Raw genomic sequence first — 25,779 nt, 5'->3', positions numbered from 1 at the left:
TTTTATAATTTCAAGACAAAAAAATTAAGGAGAGAGAATGTTAAAAAAATTGGCTTTTGGAGCATTACTTGGTGCAAGCGCATTTGCATGGACAATTAACGGTACTGGATCTTCATTTCAATATCCGGTAAACAAAGCGTGGATAAAAGGTTTTTATTCTGAAACTTCAAACAGGGTAAACTATACAGCAACAGGAAGCGGGACCGGTATTAAAGAAATAGAGGCAAGACATGTCGATTTCGGCGGAACAGACAAACCTTTGACTCCCAGGACATTGAGAAAATATCATTTGGCACAGTTTCCTACTGTAATAGGGGGAATTACACTTGCATACAATATTCCTGGTGTTCACAGTTTAAAACTAAGCGAAATTGCAATAGAGGGTATAGCCCTTGGAAGCATTCAATACTGGGACAACCCTTGGATAGTAAAATACAATCCGAATGAAAAACTGCCTCATAAAAAAATTATTTTTGTTCACAGAAGCGACAAATCAGGAACAACTTTTAACTTTACATATTATCTAAGTAAATTAAGCACAACCTGGTTTCATCATTTCGGTGTTCATAAAGCAGTTAACTGGCCTACCGACGCACAGGGCAGAGGTGTCGCAGGAAAAGGAAACTTCGGTGTAAGTACTGCTATTAAAACAAATCCATATTCAATAGGTTATGTTGATTATGCGGATGCTGTTAAAAACGGGTTAAATTTGGCAGAAGTTCAGGGAAAAGACGGGGCATTTTATGCGGCAACTCCGGCAAATTTTGCAAAAGGTGCGGCTTACGGAGGATTTTCACCTAAAAATGATTTTTTTAAATTGATTGCTTATCCTAAAAAAGGTTATCCGATTTTAGCCCCTACATTTGATTTAGTTCATTATGATAATCCAAAAACAGCTAAAAGGGTTACATCATTTTTCTCTTATGCATACGACCATGACGAAGTTGCTTCTAAACTTGGATATATTCCGCTTCCAAGCAGTGTAAAAGCGTTGGTTAAAAAATACTGGGCTGAAAAAGGAATTTCTCCGGAAAAATAAAAAAAGGACTTTAAATCCTTTTTATTTTTTTCTATAATTTTAGTTAAAAAGGCCATATATGGAATTTCTTTTCAGAAAATTAACTTCAATAAGCGCCACGGTTATTTTATTAATCCTTTCAGCTATTTTTATTGTTTTGTTTATTTATGCAAAACCCGCCATTAAAGAATACGGACTGCATTTTCTGGTTGATCCGAGATGGGGTGTAACTATTCAAATACCTGTAAAAAACAGTGCAACTGTTCAAAACAGTACTAATTCCAATGCTTCTGTATCTGTGGGAAATAATCAAGACAATTCAGACAATATGTCCGATTCCGATAATGTTGATGCGTCTCTCGGTCTTGGCGGGGATGATGTTGACAGTGCAATATCAGGCGGAGGAGAAAATAGCCAAAATTATAAAACAAAAGAAATTTACGGCGGATTGATACCTATTGTAGGAACTATTCTATCAACTATTATAGCTATGCTTTTTGCGGTTCCTGTTGCAATGGGTATTGCTATATTTTTAAGCGAGATTGCTATGCCGATGCTTGCCAAACCGGTTGGAATAGCAATAGAACTTCTTGCTGCAATACCGAGTATTATTTACGGTATGTGGGGTCTTTTTTATTTTGGTCCTTTTATTTCACATATTTTCGGAGGTCCGAGCGTCAATTTACTGGTGGCCGGACTGGTGCTTGGCGTTATGATAATTCCATTTATGGCTTCTTTAACGCGTGACAGTATGAATACAACTCCCGATGTATTGAAAGAATCCGCTTATGCTCTGGGGGCTACAAAATTTGAAGTAATTAAAGATGTGATTTTTCCTTATGCAAAAAGCGGAATAATAGGAAGTATTATTTTAGCCCTAGGAAGGGCTCTTGGTGAGACAATGGCTGTTGCGTTTGTAATAGGGGGAGTATTTAACTATCCTAAAAAACTTACCGACCCGACGGTTTCCATCCCTGTGGTTTTGGCAAACTCTTTTTCAGAAAGCAGCGGTATGAGTCTGGCGGCTCTTTTTTATTTATCACTTGTTTTATTTGTTGTATCTTTTATAGTGATAGTAACAGCAAAATTTTATTTTTTAAGGAAAAATAAATGAGACTTATAATTAATAAATTAATTCTTTTGCTTTCAACTCTTGCTGCAATTTTAGGGCTTGTTTTTTTATTTTGGATATTAATTACATTGACAATTAAAGGTGTCAAATCGCTTGATTTGTATATTTTTACTCACGATTTGGTTGATAACGGTCTTAGAAATCTTTTTATCGGGCAGTTTATTTTAGCTTTTATTGCTGTAATAATCGGAGTTCCTATCGGAATGTTAGCTGGAATTTATCTGCAGGAGTATTCTTTTGGGAATAAATATGCCCAGTTTATAAGAAATTTAAGTGATGTTATGATGAGTGCGCCTTCCATTGTTATAGGCGTATTTGTTTATGCAATCGTTGTAAATCCCATGGGTCATATGAACGGATGGGCTGGTGCAATTGCCCTTGCCATTATGATGCTTCCTATTGTTGTAAGAACAACCGATGATATGCTGGGGCTCGTTCCAAAAGAGCTAAGGGAAGCCGGAGTGGCAATAGGTGCACCGAAATATAAGGTGATTTTTGATATAGTAATAAAAGCTGCAAAAATTGGTATAATGACAGGACTTTTACTTGCATTTGCAAGGATTGCCGGGGAAACTGCGCCACTACTTTTTACAAGCGGAAACAGTGCTTATTTTACACTTAATTTAAATGAGGAGTTTCCAAGTCTGACTGTTGCTATTTACAATCTTGCAACAATGCCGGATAAACATTTGGTGGATATTGCTTGGGCGGGCGCTTTTTTACTTACCATTTTTGTTTTAATTGTTAATCTGCTTGGAAGATATGTTATCAGAGAAAGGAAAAAATAATGATAAAAGTAATGGATGTCAAAAATTTTTATTTTACTTACGCCGGGGCGGAAAAACAGACCCTTAAAAATATAAATATGCAAATTTATGAAAAAAAAATAACGGCTATGATTGGGCCTAGCGGATGCGGAAAATCCACCCTTTTAAGAAGTTTTAACAGAATTCACGATTTATATCCGGGTAATAAATATGAAGGTGAAATTTTACTTAAAAACAAAGAAACTAATAAAATGGAAAATATTTTAGAATTTAAAAAAGAAAATGAACTTATAGCTCTTCGTCAAAGAGTAGGTATGATTTTTCAAAAACCCACTCCTTTTCCGATGAGTGTTTATGATAATATTGCTTACGGTCTTAAACTTATGGGTAAAAAACAAAACCTTGATGAAAAAGTGGAAGAGGCCTTAAAAGGCGCCGCTTTATGGGAGGAAGTAAAAGACAGATTAAAAGATGATGCAAGGGGCCTCAGCGGAGGTCAGCAGCAAAGACTCTGCATTGCAAGGGCTATTGCAGTTGAACCAGAGGTTTTATTGATGGATGAGCCTACAAGTGCGCTCGATCCGATTTCTACTGTAGCTATTGAAGAACTTGTAACAAAACTTAAAGATACTGTAACTATTGTAATAGTGACTCATAATATGCAGCAAGCAAGCAGGGTCAGTGATTATACCGCTTATATGTATTTGGGCGAACTTATTGAATTTGGAACTACCGAGCAGATATTCCTTTCACCTAAACAAAAACATACAGCCGATTATATTGCAGGAAAATTCGGATAAGATTTATAGATTAACCGGCAATAATTAGTATAATGTTAAAAAAGGTTTTAAATGAATATTGTTTTTATGGGAAGCCCCGATTATGCGGTAAAAATACTTGATAATTTAAACAAATATTTTGATGTCTTGGCGGTTTATACCCAGCCTGACAAACCTGTCGGCAGAAAAAAAATATTAACTCCGACGCCTGTTAAAAAATATGCCCTAAAACATAGTATACCGGTTTTTACACCAACAAAACTTAATGCTCATGATTTAAAAAATTTTAAGCCCGATTTTATTGTGGTGGCTGCTTACGGTATAATATTAAAAAAAGATGTTTTGGAAATTGCCCCATGTATTAATCTGCATGCATCTTTACTTCCAAAATACAGGGGTGCGAGTCCTATTCAAAGTGCTGTATTAAACGGGGATAAATATACGGGTGTTACTTCAATGCTTATGGATGAAGGGCTTGACACCGGCAATATACTGGCATGGGATTATACAGAAGTTAAAAATAAATCAAGTATAGATTTGTTTGATGAACTGGCGGATATTGCAGCAAATCAAATTATTTACACTATTAAAAATTTTAATAATATAAAACCGCTCCCTCAAATAGATGCATTGAGCTCTTATTCTCCTAAAATAAAAAAAGAAGACGGTTTTGTTGATTTCAGCTCAGCCCTTATTATAGACAGAAAATACAGGGCATTCCAGCCCTGGCCCGGGATATTTTGTGAAAAGTTTAAAATAAATGAAATGAAACTTATTGATATTGATTCAGAAAATGAAAAAGGCAAAATAATTAAGATTGATAATAAAGGCGTTGTTGTCGGATGTAAAAGGGGTAAAATTAAACTTATTAAAATTCAGGTTCCCGGTAAAAAAGAAGTAAAAGCGGTTGATTATATCAATGGAAAAAGACTTAAAATAGGAGACAATATGTTAAGTGAGTTGTGAGTTGTGAGCTTGCCCGGCCGCTTGTAAAGCGGCGGGGTGGTGAGTAAACAATTTGCCAAGAAACCAAGAGAGAAGTGGAAAGTGAAAAGTGTAAAATGAAAATGGGCGAAAATGAGCAATGCGAAAAATGGAGAATTGTAAATGTTGTATGGGAGATAATATATTTTAATAAGATTGATTCAACCCAGAAATATTTGATTGAAAATATAGATAAATACAAACTGCCTGTTTGTGTTTGGAGCGAATATCAGACAGAAGGGATTGGAAGCAGGGGAAACAGATGGCTGGGGGAGAGGGGAAATTTGTTTTTTTCATTTGCCCTAAAGAATAATCTTAATATTCCGATTCAGAGTCTTTCGATTTTTTTTGCTTTTGTAATGAAAAAAACATTGGAAAATTTTGGTTTAAATTTGTTTATGAAGTGGCCAAATGATTTATATACAAAAGATTTAAAAAAAGTTTGCGGGGTTTTAAGCCAATTTAAAAAAGATATTTTAACAGTAGGTATAGGAGTTAATACAAAAAAATCACCCTCAAATAATTTTGCCGGTTTGGATTTGAAAATAAAAAATGATAAAATTCTAAAAGGCTTTTTGAAAAACATATATAATTACAGCTGGGAAGAAATTATTAATGAGTATCAAAAAGAATTTGAAAAAACTAAAAATTTATTTGATATAGATGGAATCTTAGAGGATGATGGAAGTTTGAAAATAAAAAATAAAAGGGTTTATTCAAGAAGATGATAGAAATAATTTCTGTAGCGAATCAAAAAGGGGGCGTTGGTAAAACCACCACCGCTGTAAATTTGGCGGCATCTATTGCAATAAATGAAAAAAAAGTTCTTTTGATAGATGCTGATCCTCAGGCAAATACAACATCATCTCTCGGTTTTTATAAAAGCGATTATGAATTTAACCTTTATCATGTGTTAATAGGCTCCAAATCTATAAATGAAGTAATATTAAATACCAAAATTTCAACTCTTGATTTAATTCCTTCCAACATAGGACTTATAGGGATTGAAAGAGAATTTGACGATTTAGAAGATAAAGAATTAGTTTTAAAGAAAAAATTAAAAGAAATTAAAAATAATTACGATTATATAATTATAGATACACCTCCCACACTCGGAATTATTACAATAAACGCGCTTTCCGCCAGCGACAGTGTGATTATTCCTGTCCAGACAGAATATTTTGCGCTTGAAGGACTGGGGCAGCTTTTACAAACCATAAAACTTTTAAGAAGAACCAAAAATCCGAAGCTTGAAATTAAAGGGATTCTTCCTACTATGTACACAAAATCCAATAATCTTTCAAAACAGGTTTTGCATGATATAATCAAACATTTCAGAGACAATATGTTTAAAAGTGATAATAAATTTATAGTAATACCGAGAAATGTCCGTCTTGCAGAAGCTCCGAGTTTTGGTATGCCTGTAATTACATATGATATTAAAAGCTCAGGCGCCCTTGCTTATGAACTGTTGGCAAAATCCATCCTGGAGAAAAACAGATGAAAAGACTGGGTAAAGGGCTTGGAGCTATCTTAGAAGACGTGGAGGCCGGGTATTTAAAAGATCTGCCGGATGAGGGTTTAAAAGAAATTGAAGTAGAAAAAATAAAACCCAATCCATTTCAGCCAAGAAAAGAATTTGATGAAAAATCTATTGAAGAACTTGCACTTTCTATTGACAGATACGGACTTTTACAGCCTATAGTAGTTATAAAAAACGAAGATAATTACATTTTAATAGCCGGAGAGAGGAGACTGAGGGCTTTTAAAAAACTTGGCAAAACAGAAATAAAAGCTTTGATATTGGATTTGGACATTAATGAACTAAGGGAATATGCTTTAATTGAAAATATACAAAGAGAAGATTTAAATCCTGTTGAAATAGCCAAATCATTGCAAAATTTAATGAGCGAACACGGTTACACCCATGAAGAGCTTGCAAAAATTGTTTCAAAAAGCAGAAGTTATGTGACAAATTTATTAAGACTTTTGAGCTTACCCGAATTTGTTCAGGAAAAAATAAAAAATAACGAAATCAGTGTCGGACATGCAAAAATTATGTCTAATTTAAATAAAGAAGAATTGGAAGAAGTTATAAATGAAATTAATAATAAAAAGTTAAATGTAAGAGAAACGGAAAAACTCGTTAATAAAATAAAAAACAAAGAAACAATACTACCAGAAGTTACAAAGTTGGCCGATAATTTAAAAAAATTAGGCATAAAAGTAGAAATAGGGAATAAATTTATTAAAATTATGTGGAAAAATGAAAAAGATATTGAAAAATTAAAAAAATTAATTGAAATAATAAGTTAAAATTATGTTAAAATTTCAAAAAAGGAGAATTAATGCTTGAACTGAATATCTGGTTGATGGTCGGTGTAGCTGTTATTTTTTTAATTACGCTTTATTTGTTAAACGAATGGCTTTTTAAACCATTGATTAATTTTATGGAAGAAAGAGAAATTAAACTTGCCGAACAGATGAAAATGATTAATGTCAATTCCGAAGAAACAGAAAAACTGGAAAATGAGATTAAAGAAATTTTAAAGAAAGCAAAAACTGAGGCCGGTAAAATAAGAGAAGAAGCAAGAGCAAAAGCTTTAGCCCTCTCAGAAGAGCAAAAAGCTCAAAAACAGGCTCAAATAGAAGAAGCAAAAGCAAAACTTGCTGAAGAAATTGAAATTGAAAAAGAGAAAATTTTGAATGAACTCTTAAAAGGAAAAGATGAAATTAAAACAATACTTGAAAATAAAATAAGGAATGTGGCATGAAAAAAATATCCTTTTTAACATTGATTTTAAGTGTGTTTTCATTTGCAGCGGAAGGCGGGATAAGTTCAACCGATTTTATTCCAAGAACGATTAACTTTTTAATTTTTGTTGCAATTTTATGGTATTTGGTCGGAAACAGGGCTGTTGATTTTTTTAAAAAAAGAAAAGAAAATATAGCTTCAAGATTTCAGGAAGTTGAAAATAAATTAAGAGAAGCCAAAGTTAAAAAAGAAGAATTGGAAGCAAAACTTGAAGAAGCTAAAATAACAGCCAAAGAGATAATTGAAAATTCAAAAAACGAAGCTGTTGTTATCTCCAATAAAATTATGGAAGATACAAAAGGTGAACTTGCGGCAATGGATAAACTGTTTGAAGTTTATAAAGAGAGTGAACTCAGAAAAGCCAAAAAAGATGTTGTTAAATCATTTATGAATGAAATCTTTAAAGATATACATATAAGCAGTGAAGACGCTGCAAAACTTATTTTAAAGGCTGCATAATGATAGTTGAAAAATATACAAAAGCTCTTATGGCTTCTTTAAACAAAGAAGAACAAAAAGAAATATTTGAAGCTTTAAAAAAACTGGCTTTTTTAAGCAAAAACCCAAAATTTATGCTTATATTGAAATCTCCCCTTTTAAGTACAGAAGAAAAATTGAAATTTATACAAACTGTTACAGAATGTGAAAATAAAAAATTTATTAATTTTGTTAGAATTTTAAATGAAAATAAAAGAATAGACATAATTAAAGATATTTTTAAAAATTACCATGCCAAGCTTTCAATTTCCAATAATACTTTCGACGGAACCGCGGAAGGTCATATAAGTGGAGAAACTCTAAAAGCGCTTGAAGATAAACTTTCTTCAAAATTTAATGCTGCAATAAAACTTAGTTTAAAGGAAAAAGATATTAACGGAATTAAAGTTTTTGTTGATGTGTTGAATGTTGAAGTTTCCATAGACGAAAACAGAATTAAACAAGATATAATTACAGATATATTAAAAGCAATCTAAAAGAAAGGAGTATATGTGGTACAAGAAATCACTTCAATAATAAAAGAGAGAATCGAAAATTTCGATTTGAAAGTAGATGTTGAAGAAGTAGGTAAAGTTATTTATTCAGCTGACGGTATTGCTAAAGTTTACGGTCTTACAAATGTTATGGCTGGTGAAATGGTTGAATTTGAAACCGGTGAAAAAGGTATGGTGTTCAACCTTGAAGCAGACAATGTAGGTGTCGTTGTTCTCGGAAGTGGAACAGATATTACCGAAGGAAGCTCTGTAAAAAGACTTGGAAGATTAATTTCCGTGCCGGTTGGGGATGCGCTTATCGGTAGAGTTGTAAATGCTTTGGGTGAGCCGATTGACGGAAAAGGGCCTGTTGAAGCTGCCGAATACAGATATGTAGAAGAAAAAGCGCCTGGAATTATGGCAAGAAAATCTGTTCACGAACCGCTTCAAACAGGTTTAAAAGCAATTGATGCCTTGGTACCGATTGGAAGGGGACAAAGAGAACTTATAATCGGGGACAGACAAACGGGTAAAACCACTGTTGCGATTGATACTATAATCAACCAAAAGGGTCAGGATGTTGTTTGTATTTATGTTGCGGTAGGTCAGAAACAATCAACTGTTGCAAATATAGTAAGAACACTTGAAGAACACGGTGCTATGGAATACACAATTGTTGTAAACGCAAGTGCAAGTGAAGCTGCGTCTCTTAAATTTTTGGCACCTTATGCAGGTGTTACAATGGGAGAATATTTCAGAGACAACGGAAAACACGGATTGATTGTATATGACGATTTAAGCAAACATGCGGATGCATACAGAGAAATGTCACTTTTACTTAGAAGACCACCGGGAAGGGAAGCATATCCTGGGGATGTATTTTATTTGCATTCAAGACTTCTTGAAAGAGCTGCGAAATTAAGCGATAAATTAGGAGCGGGAAGTTTAACAGCTTTGCCTATTATTGAAACAAAAGGCGGGGATGTTGCGGCATACATTCCGACAAATGTAATTTCAATTACAGACGGACAAATTTTCCTTGAAACAGATTTATTCAATAAAGGTATAAGACCTGCAATTAATGTCGGTTTATCAGTCTCAAGGGTTGGAGGAGCCGCTCAGATTAAGGCGATGAAACAGGTTGCCGGTACATTAAGACTGGATTTGGCTCAATACAGAGAACTTGAGGCATTTGCACAATTCGCAAGTGATTTGGATGAAGCGAGCAGAAAACAGTTAGAGCGTGGACAAAGATTGGTTGAAATTCTAAAACAGCCTGCTAACCAGCCTTTACCGGTAGAAAAACAGGTCGTAATTATTTATGCGGGAACAAAAGGGTATCTTGATGATATTTCTGTAAGAAGTATAAGAAAATTTGAAGATGAGCTTTATCCGTTTGTAGAAGCAAAATATCCTCAGATTTTTGAAAATATCAGAAGTAAAAAACTTCTTGATGCCGAAACAGAAGAGATATTGAAAAAAGCCCTAGAAGAATTTAAAACTCAGTTTGAGGGATAATAAATGGCAACCTTAAAAGAATTAAAACAAAAAATAAGCAGTGTTAAAAATACTCAAAAAACAACCAGGGCGATGAAGCTGGTTTCCACCGCTAAATTAAAAAGAGCGGAAGAAGCGTTGATTCGCTCAAGGGAATATGCCAAAAAGATAGATGAAGTAATGCATGAAATATCATCTAAACTCAGCGCAGTTAAGGATGTTATCGATTTAAGGGCATTTGCAAAAGTAAACACTCAAAAAATCGATTTAATTGTCATTACCGCCGATAAAGGTCTTTGTGGAGGATTTAATATCCATACAATCAAGGAAACCTTAAATCTTATAAAAGAATTAAAAGAAAAAAAAGTTAAAATCAGACTAAAGGTAATAGGGAAAAAGGCGATTGAATATTTTAAATTTATGGGAATAGAAATGAGTGAGGAAATTATAGGCCTCAGTTCCGCCCCTGATTACGAAAAGGCTAAAGAAATTATAGAAACGAGTTATCATGACTTTATTCAAAACAATATAGATAACATTATACTTGTTCATAACGGATATGTGAACAAACTGACTCAAAAAGTAGAAGTAAAAGAACTTTTACCAATTGAAGTGGAAGAAGAAGAAAGCAATGTTTATCTTGAGGTTGAACCAGATCAGGATTACGAAATTATTTTAGAGACATTAGTCAAACAGTATTTGGAATATTCACTTTATTTTGCTTTGCTTGATTCTCTTGCTGCGGAACACAGTGCCAGAATGCAGGCAATGGATGCGGCAACAAACAATGCAAAAGATATGGTTCATCAATTGACACTTCAGTTTAATAAAGTCAGACAGGAAAATGTTACAAGAGAATTGATTGAAATAGTGACTGCTATTGAAGCAATGAAAAAATAAAGGAGTAATATGGAAGGTAAAGTTTTACAAGTCTTAGGTCCTGTAGTTGATGTAGAATTTGAAGAAAATCTACCGGCTATTAACGAGGCTTTATATGTAGAGTTTGAAGCAGAAGGTAAAAAGAAAAAAGTGGTATTGGAAGTCGCCGCTCAAATAGGAGACAATATCGTAAGAACAGTTGCAATGGATTTGACTGACGGGCTTGTCAGAGGTACAAAAGTGGTTTCAACAGGTGCACCTATATCTGTTCCTGTAGGTGAAGTAGTGCTTGGAAGAATCTTTAATGTTACCGGTGATGTGATTGATGAAGGTGAACCGGTCCCTGCGGATGCGCCAAGATGGTCTATTCACAGAAGCGCTCCTGCGTTTGAAGACCAGTCAACAAAAATGGAAATTTTTGAAACAGGTATTAAAGTTGTGGATTTGTTATGCCCTTATATGAAAGGTGGTAAAACAGGTCTGTTCGGTGGTGCAGGTGTCGGTAAAACAGTTATTATTATGGAACTTATCCATAATGTTGCATATAAACACAGCGGTTATTCAGTATTTGCCGGAGTAGGCGAAAGAACAAGGGAAGGAAACGACCTCTATAACGAAATGAAAGAAAGCGGCGTTTTGGATAAAGTTGCTTTGTGCTACGGTCAGATGAACGAACCTCCAGGATGTAGAAACAGGGTTGCTATGAGCGGTCTTACTATGGCTGAATATTTCAGAGACGAAGAGCACAGGGATGTATTGATGTTTATCGACAATATTTTCAGATTTGCCCAAGCGGGTGCGGAAATGTCAGCGCTTCTTGGAAGAATTCCAAGTGCGGTTGGTTATCAGCCTACACTTGCAACAGAAATGGGAAGACTGCAAGAAAGAATTACATCAACTAAAAACGGTTCAATTACATCTATCCAGGCAGTATATGTACCTGCTGACGACTTGACAGACCCGGCGCCTGCAAATGTATTTGCACACTTGGATGCGACAACCGTTCTTAACAGAAAAATTGCTGAAAAAGGTATTTATCCGGCAGTTGATCCGCTTGATTCAACAAGTAGAATTCTTGACCCTCAAATTGTCGGAGAAGAACATTATAAAGTAGCAAGAGAAGTTCAGGAAGTATTGCAAAAATATAAAGATCTTCAAGATATTATTGCAATTTTGGGTATGGATGAACTTAGTGAAGAAGATAAATTAATTGTTGCAAGAGCCAGAAAAATTGAAAAATTCCTATCTCAGCCGTTCTTTGTAGCTAAAGTATTTACAGGTGCAGACGGTAGATATGTAGAACATGATAAAACTATTGCAGGATTTAAAGAAATTCTTGAAGGAAAAGTTGACGATTTACCTGAAAATGCGTTCTATATGGTGGGAGATTTAGACGAAGCTAAGGAAAAAGCCGAAAAAATGAAGGCTAAATAAAGGTAAAATATGAAAGTAGAAATTGTAACACCTCTTGGCAAAGTTTATGAAGGTGAAGTTAAAGAAGCATATTTCCCCGGAATAGAAGGGGAATTCGGTGTATTGGACAATCATGCACCGCTTGTTACTTCTCTTCATCCCGGAATTATCACTTTAATTAAACCTGACGGTAAAAAAGAGATTATCGCTATTGATAAAGGATATGTTGAAGTAGCCCCCGATCATACCAATGTTTTAATTTCATCTGCCGTTCCTGTTACGGGACCCGATGAAAGTGAAATTGCCAAAAAAATGGAAGAGGCTAAAAAACTTCTAAAAGAAGCTATTTCAAGTGACGCTCTTTACGCAGATGTTGAAGCAAAGATAGAGAATGCTATTAGATAAGGTTCTTAGCAATCCTGTAAACATCGTTGTTTTGGGATGGCTGGGAATTTATCTTTTTTTTGTTTTTTTTGTTTTTTTTTATAAATATTTAACTTTGTCTTCCTGGATAAAAAATGAAGAGGAATCTTTAAATTCTTTGCTTATGAGTAATAATTTTTCTATTAAATCTTCTTTAAAAAGCTGTATTGAAAATTCAAAAGAGATAAATAAATATTCTTTTGACGCATGTATTGAAGCAGCCAAAAAAAAGGCAAGCAGTTTTATAGTTTTTTTAAGTATTGTTGCATCTACAGCCCCTTTTATCGGACTTTTCGGAACTGTAATAGGTATACTTGACGCTTTTAATTCTATGGAAAAGGTTACCACTATCAATATGATTGCACCTTCTATTGCAGATGCCTTAATTGCAACGGCCGTTGGTATAATTACCGCTGTTCCCGCTTACAGTTTTCATCAGATTCTCTCTAAAAAAATAGAAGATTTGGAAAGTATTTTAAAAATACAAAAGGATGTTTTCTTAGCAGATGAAAAAACCTGAACTTAATATTACTCCTTTTGTGGACATTATGCTTGTGTTGTTGGCAATTTTAATGGTTTCAGTCACCATGAACACATATCAGGAAAAAAGCGTTAATCTGCCAAAAGGAAGCAGAACATCACCGGCTGTGAAAAAAGCGGCCATTAATATAGTTATTAATAAAAATTTAAAAGTTTATGTCAATAAGGAAGAATTACCGTTTAAAGATTTTTTGGAAAATTTCAATTTAAAATACGGAAATTTTAATAAAAACGCTTTAGTTTATATTGCGGCAGATAAAGATATAAAATATAAAGATTTTATGAAAATATATGCGGCTGTTGTTAAAACAGGCTTTACACAAATAGGGCTTCTTACCCAATGAGAATCTTTGTATCTTTTTTTCTCACATTAATTGTATATTCTATAATTATCTTTTTTTTTGTGCTTATTTTTAATCAACCCAAGAAAAAAAAAGAAGTTTTAATACATACCGCAATTGTAGTTCCTGCAAATAAAAAATCTATTATAAACACTCCTAAAAGTACTGTCAAAAAGCAGATTAATAAACAAAAAAATAAACCGGTAAAAAAAATTGTAAAAAAAATAAAAAAAGGTTCAATTTCAGCTTTTACAAAAGGCGGAAAAAATATAAAAATTAACGATATTTTCAAAACAGTTAATTATAATGTCGATACAGAAAAAATAAAACGTAAATCACAGCTTGATATGAGCAGGTATAAAGGGATTGAAGAAGAATTAAAAAAAGTGAAAACCATTAATTTTAATGTTTCTTTAATCGGGGGAGGGGGAAATTTAAGTGATAAAGAAATTGAAAATTTAATAGTTAAAAAGCTCTCTCCTCTTTGGAATAACATTTCCAATATAATCGGAGAATATGCTAAAATAAACATTGTATTTGACGGCAGTAAAACCAATGCTTATATATTAGAAAGTAATCTGGATGAAAACAGACAGCGGGAATTGATTGGGGAGATAGAAAAATTAACATTTGATAAAAAATTTGATATTACGGTAAAATTTATAACAAAGGCCAATAAATGATTAAAAAATTACTATTATGTTTTATATTTGCAATATCACTTTTTGCAAATGAAATTGTAATTACAAAATATCTGCAAAATAAGCCTCATATATCGATAGAATTCAGAGGAGATAAAAATGTTTTTAAAATTCTTAAAATGGATTTAAATGTGCTTGATCATTTTAATTACTCTTTTAATGACAATAACACTTCTTTTAAATTTGATTTTGAATATAAAAATAAAACATTAAAAGTAAAATATATAAACAACAATAATATTGTTTTAACCAAAATTTATAAATCAAATACATATGCGTTTTTCCCTTTTTTGGTACATAAAGCCGTATATGATTTAAACAGATATTTTAATCTGCCCGATGCAAAATTTTTAATCAGAAAAGTTGTTTATTCCATGCTTGTTGCGCCAAAAGAAGCAAATATTTATATATCCGATTATACGCTTTCTTATAAAAAAAGATTGATTAGTGGAGGGCTCAATATTTTCCCTAAATGGGCGGATAAAAAACAAAGCACAATTTATTATACAAAACTCGGAAGATATGCCGTAATATATAAATATAATATTTATACCGGGAAAAAAGAAAAAATTTTAACTTCACCGGGCCTTGCAATTGTATCTGATGTAAAAGGAAATAAAATTTTATTGACATTGGCCCCTGAAGGGCTCCCGGATGTTTATGAATATGATATAAACACTAAAAAATTAATAAGGCTTACAACATATTCTGGTATAGATGTAAGCGGCAAATTTTGGGGAGATAATTATGATAAAATAGTATTTGTAAGTGACAGATACGGTATACCCCTTGTTTTTTCAAAAGATTTAAAAAGCGGGAATGTATCGAGAGTTTTGTATCAGGGTAAAAATCAAATAGGTGTTGATACATATAAAAATTATCTGGTTGTGAGTGTAAGAGAAACAAACAACGCTTTTAAAAGCAATACATTTAATCTTTTTTTGATTAATAAAGATGATGACAGCTTAAAAAGACTTACATTCGGCGGTCAGAATATGTATGCCAATTTTTCAGTGGATGGAAATTCAATAATGTTTATAAAAAGAGAGAATTTTTTCAGTAAAATTGGTATAATACGTTTAAATGAAAACAAGGTTTTTTATTATAAGTTGCCAAAAATATTACAATCATTTGACTGGTAAAGGAGAAAAAATGAAAAAAAAATTATTGGTAGGTGTAGCAGCGGCAGTTTTGTTTTTAGCAGGATGTTCTAAACAGCCGAGTTTGGAAAATGCCCAAAATGTAAATACCGGGGCACAGTCACAGCAAACAGAACAAAATGTAAATGCAAATGCAAATGCTTCAGAGCAAAATGCGAGTGTAAATACCGAAAATGCAAACGTTGAAGAAGAAACATTGGGAGGAGCAAAAGTTAGTGCACAAAACGCAAATGAAGAATTTGCAAAAAAACTCTCAGGTATAGTAATTTATTTTGATTTTGACAAATACAATATAAGAGCTGACCAGTGGCCGAAAGTGGAAAAATTAGCTGAACTTATTAAAAGCAATCCATCTAATTACACTATAAGAATTGAAGGTAACTGTGACGAATGGGGAACAGAAGAATATAATTACGCTTTAGGGTTAAAAAGGGCAAACAGTGTAAAAAATGCGCTTATAAAACTTGGTGTTGATCCTAAAAAATTAACTGTAATAAGTTATGGTGAATTAAATCCGGTATGTACAGCTCATGCCAAATGGTGCTGGAGATTAAACAGAAGGGATAATTTTACTTATCTTCCATAATTTAGATACAATTCCTTTAAAAAGGAATTGTATGAAAAAACTTCTTTTTTTACTTCCGTTATTATTATTTGCAGATGTTAACCCTTTTAATGCTGGTAATTTAAATTCTCCCAATCCTTACGGTTTAACACCTGATGAAAAAGCTATATTAAATAATAAAAAATCAATAAACAACGTACTGAAAAATATAAATTCATTAAAAAATGAGTTAAAAAAAATAAAAAACGAATTTACACAAAAATTTGTCCAATATGACGAAACTATTAACGATTTGAAAGACAAATCCCAGGCAATCAAGACAATGCTTGATGAAATAGATTTATTAAATAACAATATGGTTAATATAAAAAAGCGTATATCAAATCTTGAGGCCAATATCAGCGGTATGGAAAACAATATTACTGTATTAAACAACAATTATTCCAAATTAAAAGAGAGTATAAATGAAATAGTGAAAATACAAAATCAGAATTTTAAATACTTAACATCTTCTATTCAGGATATTTTAAATCAGATAAAAAAACAAAATATTTCACCTAAAGCTGCATATAAAAAAGCAAAAAAATTATATTTTTCAGGTAAATTAAAGAAGGCTAAAAATTTGTTTTTAATATCACTGAATTCAAATTATATGCCGGCGACCAGCAGCTTTTATCTGGGTGAAATATCTTTTAAAAACAAAAATTATAAAGATGCTTTGGCATTTTATAAAAAAAGTATAACCCTTTATCCTAAAAAAACCTCTTTTACCGATAAGCTTTTATATCATACAGGTATAAGTTTTGAAAAACTCGGAATGAAAAAAGAGGCTTTGCTTACATTTGAAAAACTGATTAATGATTTTAAAAATTCAAAATATTTAAAGTTGGCAAAAAAAGAGTTGGAAAAATTGAAATAATATGTTATACTGCTTAAAAATAATAAAGGAACATTATGGCAGAAGTTTATTCAATAGAATATACAGTGAAAAATAAAGAAGGTGAAGTTGTTGATACCAATAAAGGACAGGCTCCGCTCGAATTTGTAGCAGGAAAAGGACAAATTATTCCTGGTCTTGAAAAAGAAATAGTAAATATGCAAGCCGGAGAAGAAAAAAGCGTAACTGTACCTGCGGGTGAAGCTTACGGGGAAAGAAACGAAGAAGCTGTTCAAACTCTTCCAAGAGAACAATTCGAAGGAATTGAACTTCAAAAAGGAATGACACTTTACGGTCAATCTCCTGACGGGCAAACTATTGCGGTAACAGTAAAAGATTTCGACGATCAAAATGTTACAATAGATTATAATCATCCGTTAGCGGGAGAAGATTTATATTTTGACGTAAAAGTTGTAGGTAAAAGAGATGCAACAGCAGACGAAGCTTTAACAGGTCAGGTCGGCGGAAATGCGTGTGAATGTGGGGAAGGATGCGGATGCCATTAGGCTGCCGCTCTTTTTATATTAATTAGTGTCTGACGCTATTATGTAAGAGAAATAATATTTATTAATTTAATTAATTCTTCTTTTATTTTTTATATCGTGCACTGAGCTGTTAATTTTTATCTTTGAAGTAATTTTTATATATTACTTCCATTTAATCAGTTCCTTCATTTTTCACTTTTCACTTTGTTATAATTATATAAAAAAAGGAATGAAATGAAACTCGCTCTTTTATTCCCGGGACAGGGCAGCCAGTTTATTGGAATGGGAAAAGATTTTTATGAAAATTCAGAAAAAGCCCGTGAAATGTTTGAAATTGCAAGCGATGCAATAAAAATTGATTTTAAAAAACTGATGTTTGAGGAAAATGATGAAATTAATAAAACCGAATTCACCCAGCCGGCAATTTTATTGTATTCAGCAATAGCTTTTAAACTTTTTGAGCAAAACAGGGATTTTACTTATAATTTTTCTCTTGGACATTCATTGGGCGAATTTAGTGCACTTTTCAGTGCCGGCGCCTTTAATTTGGCTGATGCCATTAAATTAGTGCACAGTAGAGGCAAATTAATGAATGCGGCCTTTAAAGATAAAATCGGGAGTATGATGGTGGTTTTGGGGCTTGATGACAATGCAGTGGAAGAAGTATGTAAAAAATCAGGCTTACAGGTGTGGCCTGCAAATTATAACAGTGACGGTCAAATTGTAATAGCCGGAATCAGAGATGATTTAATTCAATTGGAAGGAGTTTTAAAAGAAAAAGGTGCTAAAAGGGTAATGCTTCTTAATATGAGCGTGGCAAGTCACTGTCCATTGCTTGAAAGTGCAACCGAACCTTTAAGGGAATTATTGGGAGAATCATTGAAAAATGAATTTAAAGATGTTGTAAGCAATGTAACTGCAAAAAAATATAATACTAAACAAAAAGCGTTGGAAGTTTTACCGATTCAGCTTACAAAGCCTGTTTTATATAAACAGTCAATCAAAAATTATGAAGATGAAACAGACTTTTTTGTAGAATTCGGAGGAAAAGTTTTAATGGGTATAAACAGAAAAATTACAAAGAAAAAAACATATCCTATTACAGATATGGTGAGTCTTGAGAAGGTGTTGGCGTTATGAAAATAGCACTTGCACAGATAAAACCGAAACTAAGCCCCGATAATTTAAATAAACACATTGAATATGTAAATAAAACGGATGCCGATTTAATTATTTTCCCGGAACTCAGTATGAACGGATATAAAATAAAAGACGCCCTGCTTGAAGATGCTTTTAATGTAGATTTTTTTAAAAGGCTTCAATTTAATAAAGATGTGGTATTGGGGGCTGCTTTAAAAATAGACAGCAGAATATATAATAGTGCCGTTTATTTGGAAAAAGAATTAATAATTCATAATAAAAAATATCTGCCAACTTACGGGGTGTTTGAAGAAGGCAGATTTTTCTTCAGAGGAGATGATTTTAAATATTTTAATACTAAATTTGGGAAAACTGTTATGTTTATATGCGAAGATGTATTTAGCGGCGATGCAATTGATTTTGTGGCAAAAGAGAAACCGGATTTAATTATTGTAATTTCAGCTTCCCCCGCAAGGGAATTTAAAGAAAAAAAACTGTTAATTGAAGAACAGTGGGAAAGTATTTTAAAAACAATGGCTATTTTAAGCGGTGGATATGTTGCTTTTTGCAATCGTGTAGGATTTGAAGACGGTCTTGGATTTTGGGGGGGAAGCAGGGTTGTTAATCCAAAGGGCGAAATTGAGATAAAAGCGGAATATTTTGAAGAAGAATTGATTGAATGCGAATTAAACAATAAACTTACTTTTACCCAAAAATATTTTTTAAGGAAAAACTGATGGTAGCTATTATGTGTGCTATGAGGGAGGAACTTGAGCCTATTTTAAAATATTTAAAATTAAAAGAAGTTGTAGAATACGCAAATAATAAGTTTTATATTGCCAAATTTAGAAATATTAATTTGGTTTTGGCTTATTCTAAAATAGGCAAAGTAAATGCCGCTTTAACCGCCGCTGTTTTAATAGAAAAATTCAATGCCGAAATTTTACTTTTCAGCGGTGTTGCAGGTGTAATTGAACGGGATTTGAAAATAGGGGATTTAATTATTGCCACAAAAACATGCCAGCATGATATTGATTTAACTGTGTTTGGTTATGAACCGGGTTTTATTCCTGAGAGTCAGGTTTTTTTTGACTGTGATGAAGAATTAAATAATATTGCTAAAAAAGTTGCAAGAAATTTAAATATAAAATTAAAAGAAGGAATTATTGCAAGCGGAGATCAGTTTATCCATTCACGTGAGCGTAAAGAGTGGATTGCCAAAACATTTAAAGCAAGTGCCATTGAAATGGAAGGCGGGGCGGTAGGATGTGTATGTTTTAATGAAAATGTTCCTTTTTTTATGTTAAGGGCCATAAGTGACAGCGCAGAAGAAGGTGCCGGGGTTGATTTTGATAAATTTTTAGAAGATAGCAGCAAAGTTAGCGCCAAATTTTTGATAGAAATGCTGAAAGTTATGGAAGATTGAAAATGAGCGAAAATGAACAAAGCGAATAAAGCTCACCTGGCCGTTTGAAAAACGGCCATGGTGGAAAATGGAAAATGGGATTTGCTCCTTGAAAGCGGTCATAGTGAAAAAAGTAAAATTAAAAAAGGAATTTTATGAAAAATAAATTAGTTGTAATGTTTTTGACTCTTTTGATAATGATGGCAATAACGCCTTTTATTTTTTCAAAACTTATGAATTCAAAATTTGACACCATGCTTTTGAGCTTGCAACAGCAACAGGGGATAAAAATAAAAGAAATTAAAAATAAAAGCGGATATTTAAAAACAGACAGGATTTTTTTGGTGGATATTCCTGGTAAAAAACTGAATAATAATTTTATTAAAGATTTATATTTTAAAGTGGAAACAACATTTAACAATCTGCCTGTTACAAAAGTTAATTTTAAAGGTGTTTTGGAAAAAATTGATTTAAATGATAAAGCAGACGAAGCCAAAATAAACACTTTATTTGACAAAAAAATCAAATTTTTTGCAACTACTCCTAATTTTAAGGTTTATACTTATAAATTTGAAGATATAAATTTGCCGTTTAACCACATAAATGCTGGGGTTAAAGATATTAAAGGAATTCTTGAATACAGTGAAATTGTCAATAATAAATTAAATATTGGTGATGTGTATTTAAAAATGAAAAATGTGTTGTTGGAAATTAAAAATATCAAAAACAGCTCATTTTATAAAAAAGACAATTTTAAAAGTGAAAATAATTTTAATGTGTTTTTAAATTTTGGAAAAAACAGGTTTCAAATAGAAAACATTCATACCCTTACTAATACAGATTTTAAAGAAAAAACAAATATAATAAGCAAATTTTCTTTTGATAAATTTATAAGCGATTATTTAAATATAAACCAATTTATGTTAAATGTAAATATTTCAAAATTAGATACGAAATCATTAATTTCAATTGCAAATACAAATGATGTCAATATAACTAAAGAATTGACACTTGAACTTTTAAAAAAAGGATTTGAAATTAATTTAAATTCCAAGATTAAAAATATTGAGGTTACAAAAAAAGATTTGGGATATTTTTTGATTGATGCCGATTTAAAAATAAAACCTGATAATAATCTGCAAAAAGATTTAGAGGAAAATAATTTAAGTTTTTTAAATTCCCATATTTATTACGAGAGTTCGCCAGAAATAGCCACAGTTCTTATGAATTTATTTCCTAAAAGCGCATTTGTTTTTGCTCTTGCCAATAAAAAGGGCGGAAAAGTTATACTTAATATAAATTTGAAAAATTCAAAACTGTTTGTCAATGGGGAAGAAATTAAGTGAATCCCATAAAAGATATATTTTTTTCTAAAAAAGTTACAAAATTTGTAGGGCGTGTTCAGGGGGAGTTTGAGCTTATTAAATCGGGCGATAAGGTTTTAGTGGCATTTAGCGGAGGAAAAGATTCTTTTGTATTACTTCATGTGTTAAAAAGAATGCAGCTTATTGCACCTTTTAATTTTGATTTGGCTGCTGTTACTATAGATGCAGGGAGTGGAATAGATTATACCCCTTTGAAAGAGCATTGTGAAAAATTCGGAATTGAATATATCTGGTATAAAACACCTATTTTTGAAATTTTGGAAGAAAAAAAGCGTCCCGGGTCGTCTCCCTGTAGTTTTTGTGCAAGAATGAGAAGAGGTGCACTTTATACAAAAGCAAAAGAGCTTGGATATAATAAATTGGCTTTAGGGCATCATTTTGACGATGCGGTGGAAACTTTTTTTATGGGACTTTTTTATAACGGTATAATGCGTTCAATGCCTCCAAAATATAGAGCTTATACAGGGCTTGATGTAATCAGGCCTATGATAAAAGTTCGGGAAAAATGGATAGAATATATGGCAAATAAAAATAATTTTCCAATAATCAGTGGAGAAGAGAGCTGTCTTGCATTTAAAGCAAGTGACGGCAAAGAACCGTATGCAAGGGAAAAAATAAAAAACTGGCTTAAAGTTATGGAAAAAGAAAATCCAAAACTCTTTCAAAGACTTGAGAGCGCATTTTCAAATATAGACTGTGATACTTTTTTTATGAAGGAATATTTAAAATGAGGGTATTGCTTGGAATTAGTGGAGGGGTGGACAGTGCTGTAAGTGCTTATCTTTTAAAACAAAAAGGTTATGAAGTAATCGGCATATATATGAAAATGCATAAACTCAATCATTCTCAAAATTTAAAAAAAATAGAAAAATTATCTAAAAAAATCGGATTTGAATATTTTGTTGAGGACGTGGAGGAAGAATTTAAAAAAGAAGTGTATGAATATTTTGTAAAAAGTTATGAAGAAGGTTCTACCCCCAATCCCTGTGCTATGTGTAATATAAAAATAAAATTTGGAATTTTTATGAAATTTTTGGAAAAATATAAATGCGAGAAAGCGGCGACAGGGCATTATGTAAGAAACGACGGGAAATTTCTATATGAAGCAAAAGATAAAAACAAAGACCAAAGTTATTTTTTATTCGGTATAAAAAAAGAAGTGCTTCCCAAACTTATTTTTCCTTTGGGAAATTACAGCAAAGATGAAATAAAAGCAATTGCAAAAGAAATAGGACTTGATGAATTTGCGTCCCAGAAAGAATCTCAGGATATCTGTTTTATAGACACGAATTATATAGATGTTCTTAAAAATCATTTCAAACCCGAAAAAAAAGGAACGGTGATAGACAAAAAAGGCAAAAAAATAGGGTACCACAGGGGTTATGCTTTTTATACCATAGGTCAGAGAAAAGGCTTTAATTTATTTAAATCACACAAGCCCCAGTATGTTATCGGCATTGATTCAAAAATGAACAAACTGATTGTAGGCGATAAAGCGGATTTGGAAAAAAGAGTGGTTTTTTTAAAAGGTGTAAATTTATTTGTAGAAAAAAATGAATTTGCAGCTCTTTCAAAAGTCAGATACCGAGCCCCAAAATTACCTTCTGTTGTAAAGATGGAAACAAAAAGCAAAGCAGTGGTTAAATTTCTTGAACCTGCAATTGGAGTTGCAAAAGGTCAGGCGTGTGTATTTTATGATGGAGAAAAACTTCTCGGCGGTGGATGGATAAGAGGGGCGAAGAGATAGTGAGTGGTGAGTTGTGAATGGTGAATAGTGAATGTAGGAAAAAATTTTGGTAACATTTCAATAACAAAATGAAGGAGAGAAAAATGAAATTTAAACTTTTCAGCGGAACAGCCAATCCGAAAGTCGCTCAGGATATAGCCGATTATTTAGACAGGCCGCTCAGTAAAATTACTGTTAACAGATTCAGCGACGGGGAAATCAATGTCCAAATAGGTGAAAGTGTAAGGGGAATTGACTGTTTTATTGTTCAGCCGACATGTGCTCCGGCAAATGATAATTTAATGGAACTTCTTATTATTACAGATGCCATGAGAAGGGCCAGTGCAAACAGTATTACCGCAATTATCCCTTATTTCGGTTATGCGAGACAGGACAGAAAAGCCGCTCCTAGGGTTCCAATCAGTGCAAAGCTTGTTGCAAATATGATGGAAAAAGCAGGAATTGACAGAGTTGTTACAATTGACCTGCATGCTGGTCAAATTCAGGGCTTTTTTGATATACCTGTGGATAATTTATACGGAAGTATTCTCTTTTTTGAATATTTTAAAGAAAAACATTTAAAAAATCCTATAATTGCCTCTCCTGATATAGGCGGTGTTGCAAGAGCCAGATATTTTGCAAGTAAATTGGGTCTTGATATGGTAATAGTTGATAAAAGAAGGGAAAAAGCCAATGTAAGCGAAGTTATGAATATTATAGGCGATGTTAAAGGCAAAGACGTAATTTTAATAGACGATATGATTGACACTGCCGGAACCATCTGCCATGCCGCAAAAGCACTTAAGGAAAAAGGTGCAGTTTCCGTAATGGCTTTTGCAACCCACGGTGTACTTAGCGGTCCCGCAATTGACAGAATAAAAAATTCTGTTTTGGATGAAGTTATAATAAGTGACACAATACCTTTCAAAAAAACCTGTAAAAAAATAAAAATTCTTTCAACAGCAAAACTTTTCGCAGAGGTGATAAGAAGAATCGTATACAATGAAAGTGTAAACAAACTTTTTAGTTAATGTATACTGTTAAAAATCTAAGTGCGGCAAGCATTGAAATAAAAAATTCAAAATTTCACTCTTTTCTTGTCTCTTACAATGAAATTGAAAAAAAACTTGAAGAGCTTAAAAATATCCATAAAAAAGCAAATCATTTTGTAACAGCTTTTAGATATTTAAATAAAAGCAATCAGATTATAGAACATTCAAATGATGACAAAGAGCCAAGAGGAAGCGCGGGCAGGCCCACTCTCAAAGTACTTCAGGGATATGATTTGATAAATGTAGGGGTTATTACGATAAGATATTTCGGAGGGATATTGCTCGGTGTGGGAAACCTTGCGAGGGCATACAGCGACGTAGCAAAAAATGCTGTTTTAAATGCTAAAATTATTGAATACAAAGATATTTTTGAATATACTTTCGAAGTTGATTATGATAAAATAAAAAAAATAGAATATTTAATTAAAAAATTCAATATTTTTGTAATTGAGAGGGGTTTTGGAACAGAGGGGATTGAATATATAATAAGAGACGATATTGAAAAAATTAATCTTATAAAGGAAAACCTGTGAAAAAATTATTTTTACTGTTAATATTTTTAAGTTCCCTTTTTGCAATTTCTGAAAATAATATTTTGGCACTCAGTTGGCAAAACGGATTTTGCAGGGTTCATCCAAAAAATCCTGTGTGTTTGACAAGGAAAAGAGGGGATTATTCGCTGACGCATTTTAGTGTGCACGGGCTTTGGCCGAAAAAAGAATATTGTTCTTACAAACCTATGAATCTGGATAAAAATTTTATGAAAATTTTGATTAAATATATGCCCGGGGCAGAATTTTCTCTTGCAAAGCATGAATGGAAAAAACATGGAACCTGTTTTGGAAGCGATGCTAAAACATATTTTACTACGGCCATTAAATTAGATCAGCAGTTTAATGAAACATTTATTCAGCAGTTTTTTGTAATGCATATGGGAAGCAGCGTATCTTTGGCAAGAATAAGATGGATATTCGGGCAGGTTTTCGGAAAAAGCAATTCAAGAAAATTTCAGCTTGTTTGCAAAAACGGATTTATTACGGAAATCAGGATTAATTTAAGAGGCAATCCCGTTAAGGAAGATTTATATGAACTTATAGACAATGCTAAAGATATGCATAAAAAGCAGTGTCAAAGAGGTGTTATAGCTTTTCCGTAAAAACAGTGTTAAAACAATTTAATATATCCGATATATAAAATTCCAGCCATAATTCCCCCAAAAATTCCGGCGACAATATCATCTCCCATTACTCCGAGTCCGCCGGGGGCTTTTTTATCTATCTTCCCTATAATGGAAGGCTTGCTTATATCCAATAACCTAAAAGAAACAAATGCTAAAAATAATTTAATTAACGTGTCTTTTTCTAAATCCCCAAACATCCCGATTGAAATCAAAACTCCTGCAAATTCGTCAATCACAATTCTTTTGTCATCGTGTATCCCGCCCGCTTTTTCATAATCGTTTGTAAATCTAACTCCTGTAATGCTAAAAAATATTATTAAAAGCCAAATTGTTATGTAAGGATTTGGAAAAAATTTTATTATTATATACGCTAAAATTGTAGCTGCAAAACTTCCCCAGGTTCCCGGCGCTTTTGGCAAAAGTCCACTAAAAAAACCTGTTAACATAAACCATTTAAATGTATTAAATTTCATTAAACTCCTTT

32 protein-coding genes are annotated in these 25,779 nt (G+C 32.6%); 31 read left to right on the top strand and 1 reads right to left on the bottom strand.

Annotated features, from left to right (window positions below):
* Positions 1-37 precede the first annotated feature (37 nt).
* The 31 genes from pstS (at position 38) to DZ65_RS0102390 (ending at position 25,271) form a co-directional block, all read left to right on the top strand.
* Positions 38-1,039 (top strand): phosphate ABC transporter substrate-binding protein PstS, encoded by a 1,002-nt coding sequence (gene pstS / locus DZ65_RS0102545; RefSeq protein ID WP_024787117.1) that lies wholly within the window; start codon positions 38-40, stop codon positions 1,037-1,039.
* A gap of 58 nt (positions 1,040-1,097) precedes the next feature.
* Positions 1,098-2,132 carry a phosphate ABC transporter permease subunit PstC gene (gene pstC / locus DZ65_RS0102540; protein ID WP_024787116.1) on the top strand — a complete coding sequence of 345 codons (1,035 nt, stop codon included), beginning with the start codon at positions 1,098-1,100 and terminating at the stop codon, positions 2,130-2,132.
* Positions 2,129-2,938 carry a phosphate ABC transporter permease PstA gene (gene pstA, locus DZ65_RS0102535; protein ID WP_024787115.1) on the top strand — a complete coding sequence of 270 codons (810 nt, stop codon included), beginning with the start codon at positions 2,129-2,131 and terminating at the stop codon, positions 2,936-2,938. The genes pstC and pstA overlap by 4 nt, the downstream gene beginning before the upstream one ends.
* Complete coding sequence (gene pstB, locus DZ65_RS0102530) at positions 2,938-3,717, top strand: phosphate ABC transporter ATP-binding protein PstB (RefSeq protein WP_024791144.1); 780 nt, start codon at positions 2,938-2,940, stop codon at positions 3,715-3,717. Before pstA ends, pstB begins: the two co-directional genes overlap by 1 nt.
* Before the next feature lie 51 nt (positions 3,718-3,768).
* Positions 3,769-4,662 carry a methionyl-tRNA formyltransferase gene (gene fmt, locus DZ65_RS0102525; protein WP_024787113.1) on the top strand — a complete coding sequence of 298 codons (894 nt, stop codon included), beginning with the start codon at positions 3,769-3,771 and terminating at the stop codon, positions 4,660-4,662.
* 95 nt (positions 4,663-4,757) lie between these two features.
* Entirely contained in the window at positions 4,758-5,408 is a 651-nt protein-coding gene (locus DZ65_RS0102520) for a biotin--[acetyl-CoA-carboxylase] ligase (protein WP_024787112.1), read from the top strand.
* Positions 5,405-6,184 (top strand): ParA family protein, encoded by a 780-nt coding sequence (locus tag DZ65_RS0102515; protein WP_024791143.1) that lies wholly within the window; start codon positions 5,405-5,407, stop codon positions 6,182-6,184. The genes DZ65_RS0102520 and DZ65_RS0102515 overlap by 4 nt, the downstream gene beginning before the upstream one ends.
* Positions 6,181-6,996: a ParB/RepB/Spo0J family partition protein gene (locus DZ65_RS0102510; RefSeq protein WP_024791142.1), complete on the top strand. Its 816-nt coding sequence runs from the start codon at positions 6,181-6,183 to the stop codon at positions 6,994-6,996. Before DZ65_RS0102515 ends, DZ65_RS0102510 begins: the two co-directional genes overlap by 4 nt.
* 32 nt (positions 6,997-7,028) lie before the next feature.
* Positions 7,029-7,454, top strand: coding sequence for an ATPase (locus DZ65_RS0102505; RefSeq protein ID WP_024790676.1), 426 nt, complete (start codon positions 7,029-7,031; stop codon positions 7,452-7,454).
* On the top strand, positions 7,451-7,954 hold the full coding sequence (locus DZ65_RS0102500; protein ID WP_024787108.1) for an ATP synthase F0F1 subunit B: 504 nt from the start codon (positions 7,451-7,453) through the stop codon (positions 7,952-7,954). Before DZ65_RS0102505 ends, DZ65_RS0102500 begins: the two co-directional genes overlap by 4 nt.
* Complete coding sequence (locus DZ65_RS0102495) at positions 7,954-8,469, top strand: F0F1 ATP synthase subunit delta (RefSeq protein ID WP_024787107.1); 516 nt, start codon at positions 7,954-7,956, stop codon at positions 8,467-8,469. The genes DZ65_RS0102500 and DZ65_RS0102495 overlap by 1 nt, the downstream gene beginning before the upstream one ends.
* 15 nt (positions 8,470-8,484) lie before the next feature.
* The gene (atpA, locus tag DZ65_RS0102490) at positions 8,485-9,984 is read left to right on the top strand and encodes a F0F1 ATP synthase subunit alpha (RefSeq protein WP_024790675.1); all 1,500 of its coding nucleotides are present in this window, start codon (positions 8,485-8,487) and stop codon (positions 9,982-9,984) included.
* A 3-nt stretch (positions 9,985-9,987) separates the two neighbouring features.
* A complete protein-coding gene (atpG, locus tag DZ65_RS0102485; RefSeq protein ID WP_024787105.1) occupies positions 9,988-10,863 on the top strand; it encodes an ATP synthase F1 subunit gamma in 876 nt (291 codons plus the stop codon).
* 9 nt (positions 10,864-10,872) lie between these two features.
* A complete protein-coding gene (gene atpD, locus DZ65_RS0102480; protein WP_024787104.1) occupies positions 10,873-12,276 on the top strand; it encodes a F0F1 ATP synthase subunit beta in 1,404 nt (467 codons plus the stop codon).
* Positions 12,277-12,285: 9 nt separating this feature from the next.
* Complete coding sequence (gene atpC / locus DZ65_RS0102475) at positions 12,286-12,660, top strand: ATP synthase F1 subunit epsilon (RefSeq protein WP_024787103.1); 375 nt, start codon at positions 12,286-12,288, stop codon at positions 12,658-12,660.
* On the top strand, positions 12,647-13,198 hold the full coding sequence (locus tag DZ65_RS0102470) for a MotA/TolQ/ExbB proton channel family protein (RefSeq protein ID WP_024790674.1): 552 nt from the start codon (positions 12,647-12,649) through the stop codon (positions 13,196-13,198). The genes atpC and DZ65_RS0102470 overlap by 14 nt, the downstream gene beginning before the upstream one ends.
* Positions 13,185-13,562 carry a biopolymer transporter ExbD gene (locus DZ65_RS0102465; protein ID WP_024787101.1) on the top strand — a complete coding sequence of 126 codons (378 nt, stop codon included), beginning with the start codon at positions 13,185-13,187 and terminating at the stop codon, positions 13,560-13,562. The genes DZ65_RS0102470 and DZ65_RS0102465 overlap by 14 nt, the downstream gene beginning before the upstream one ends.
* Positions 13,559-14,242 carry a hypothetical protein gene (locus DZ65_RS0102460; RefSeq protein WP_024790673.1) on the top strand — a complete coding sequence of 228 codons (684 nt, stop codon included), beginning with the start codon at positions 13,559-13,561 and terminating at the stop codon, positions 14,240-14,242. Before DZ65_RS0102465 ends, DZ65_RS0102460 begins: the two co-directional genes overlap by 4 nt.
* On the top strand, positions 14,239-15,402 hold the full coding sequence (locus tag DZ65_RS0102455; protein WP_035908067.1) for a translocation protein TolB: 1,164 nt from the start codon (positions 14,239-14,241) through the stop codon (positions 15,400-15,402). The genes DZ65_RS0102460 and DZ65_RS0102455 overlap by 4 nt, the downstream gene beginning before the upstream one ends.
* Before the next feature lie 10 nt (positions 15,403-15,412).
* A complete protein-coding gene (locus DZ65_RS0102450; RefSeq protein WP_024790671.1) occupies positions 15,413-16,006 on the top strand; it encodes an OmpA family protein in 594 nt (197 codons plus the stop codon).
* Between the two features lie 31 nt (positions 16,007-16,037).
* A complete protein-coding gene (locus DZ65_RS0102445) occupies positions 16,038-16,904 on the top strand; it encodes a tetratricopeptide repeat protein (protein WP_024787097.1) in 867 nt (288 codons plus the stop codon).
* A 35-nt stretch (positions 16,905-16,939) separates the two neighbouring features.
* Positions 16,940-17,428: a peptidylprolyl isomerase gene (locus DZ65_RS0102440; protein ID WP_024790670.1), complete on the top strand. Its 489-nt coding sequence runs from the start codon at positions 16,940-16,942 to the stop codon at positions 17,426-17,428.
* A gap of 213 nt (positions 17,429-17,641) precedes the next feature.
* Positions 17,642-18,547: an ACP S-malonyltransferase gene (gene fabD, locus DZ65_RS0102435; protein ID WP_024787095.1), complete on the top strand. Its 906-nt coding sequence runs from the start codon at positions 17,642-17,644 to the stop codon at positions 18,545-18,547.
* The gene (locus tag DZ65_RS0102430; RefSeq protein ID WP_024787094.1) at positions 18,544-19,284 is read left to right on the top strand and encodes a nitrilase-related carbon-nitrogen hydrolase; all 741 of its coding nucleotides are present in this window, start codon (positions 18,544-18,546) and stop codon (positions 19,282-19,284) included. The genes fabD and DZ65_RS0102430 overlap by 4 nt, the downstream gene beginning before the upstream one ends.
* On the top strand, positions 19,284-19,973 hold the full coding sequence (locus DZ65_RS0102425) for a 5'-methylthioadenosine/adenosylhomocysteine nucleosidase (RefSeq protein ID WP_035908065.1): 690 nt from the start codon (positions 19,284-19,286) through the stop codon (positions 19,971-19,973). The genes DZ65_RS0102430 and DZ65_RS0102425 overlap by 1 nt, the downstream gene beginning before the upstream one ends.
* Before the next feature lie 134 nt (positions 19,974-20,107).
* A complete protein-coding gene (locus tag DZ65_RS0102415) occupies positions 20,108-21,298 on the top strand; it encodes a hypothetical protein (protein WP_024787092.1) in 1,191 nt (396 codons plus the stop codon).
* The gene (locus DZ65_RS0102410) at positions 21,295-22,068 is read left to right on the top strand and encodes an ATP-binding protein (protein WP_084021772.1); all 774 of its coding nucleotides are present in this window, start codon (positions 21,295-21,297) and stop codon (positions 22,066-22,068) included. The genes DZ65_RS0102415 and DZ65_RS0102410 overlap by 4 nt, the downstream gene beginning before the upstream one ends.
* Positions 22,065-23,084: a tRNA 2-thiouridine(34) synthase MnmA gene (mnmA, locus tag DZ65_RS0102405; RefSeq protein WP_024790668.1), complete on the top strand. Its 1,020-nt coding sequence runs from the start codon at positions 22,065-22,067 to the stop codon at positions 23,082-23,084. The genes DZ65_RS0102410 and mnmA overlap by 4 nt, the downstream gene beginning before the upstream one ends.
* A gap of 83 nt (positions 23,085-23,167) precedes the next feature.
* Positions 23,168-24,094: a ribose-phosphate pyrophosphokinase gene (locus tag DZ65_RS0102400; protein ID WP_024789317.1), complete on the top strand. Its 927-nt coding sequence runs from the start codon at positions 23,168-23,170 to the stop codon at positions 24,092-24,094.
* Positions 24,094-24,648 carry a YigZ family protein gene (locus tag DZ65_RS0102395; protein WP_024791141.1) on the top strand — a complete coding sequence of 185 codons (555 nt, stop codon included), beginning with the start codon at positions 24,094-24,096 and terminating at the stop codon, positions 24,646-24,648. The genes DZ65_RS0102400 and DZ65_RS0102395 overlap by 1 nt, the downstream gene beginning before the upstream one ends.
* Positions 24,645-25,271: a ribonuclease T gene (locus DZ65_RS0102390; protein WP_024790666.1), complete on the top strand. Its 627-nt coding sequence runs from the start codon at positions 24,645-24,647 to the stop codon at positions 25,269-25,271. Before DZ65_RS0102395 ends, DZ65_RS0102390 begins: the two co-directional genes overlap by 4 nt.
* An 8-nt stretch (positions 25,272-25,279) precedes the next feature.
* Here the strand turns inward: DZ65_RS0102390 and DZ65_RS0102385 are convergent, their stop codons facing one another.
* Positions 25,280-25,768, bottom strand: a complete 489-nt coding sequence (locus DZ65_RS0102385; RefSeq protein ID WP_024790665.1) for a phosphatidylglycerophosphatase A — start codon at positions 25,766-25,768, stop codon at positions 25,280-25,282.
* Positions 25,769-25,779: the final 11 nt, after the last annotated feature.

It is taken from the genome of Lebetimonas sp. JS032, from assembly GCF_000523315.1.
Taxonomy (GTDB): Bacteria; Campylobacterota; Campylobacteria; order Campylobacterales; family Nautiliaceae; genus Lebetimonas.
The sequence above is the reverse complement of the archived record's forward strand: the minus strand, read 5'-3'. Positions and strand labels throughout refer to the sequence as shown.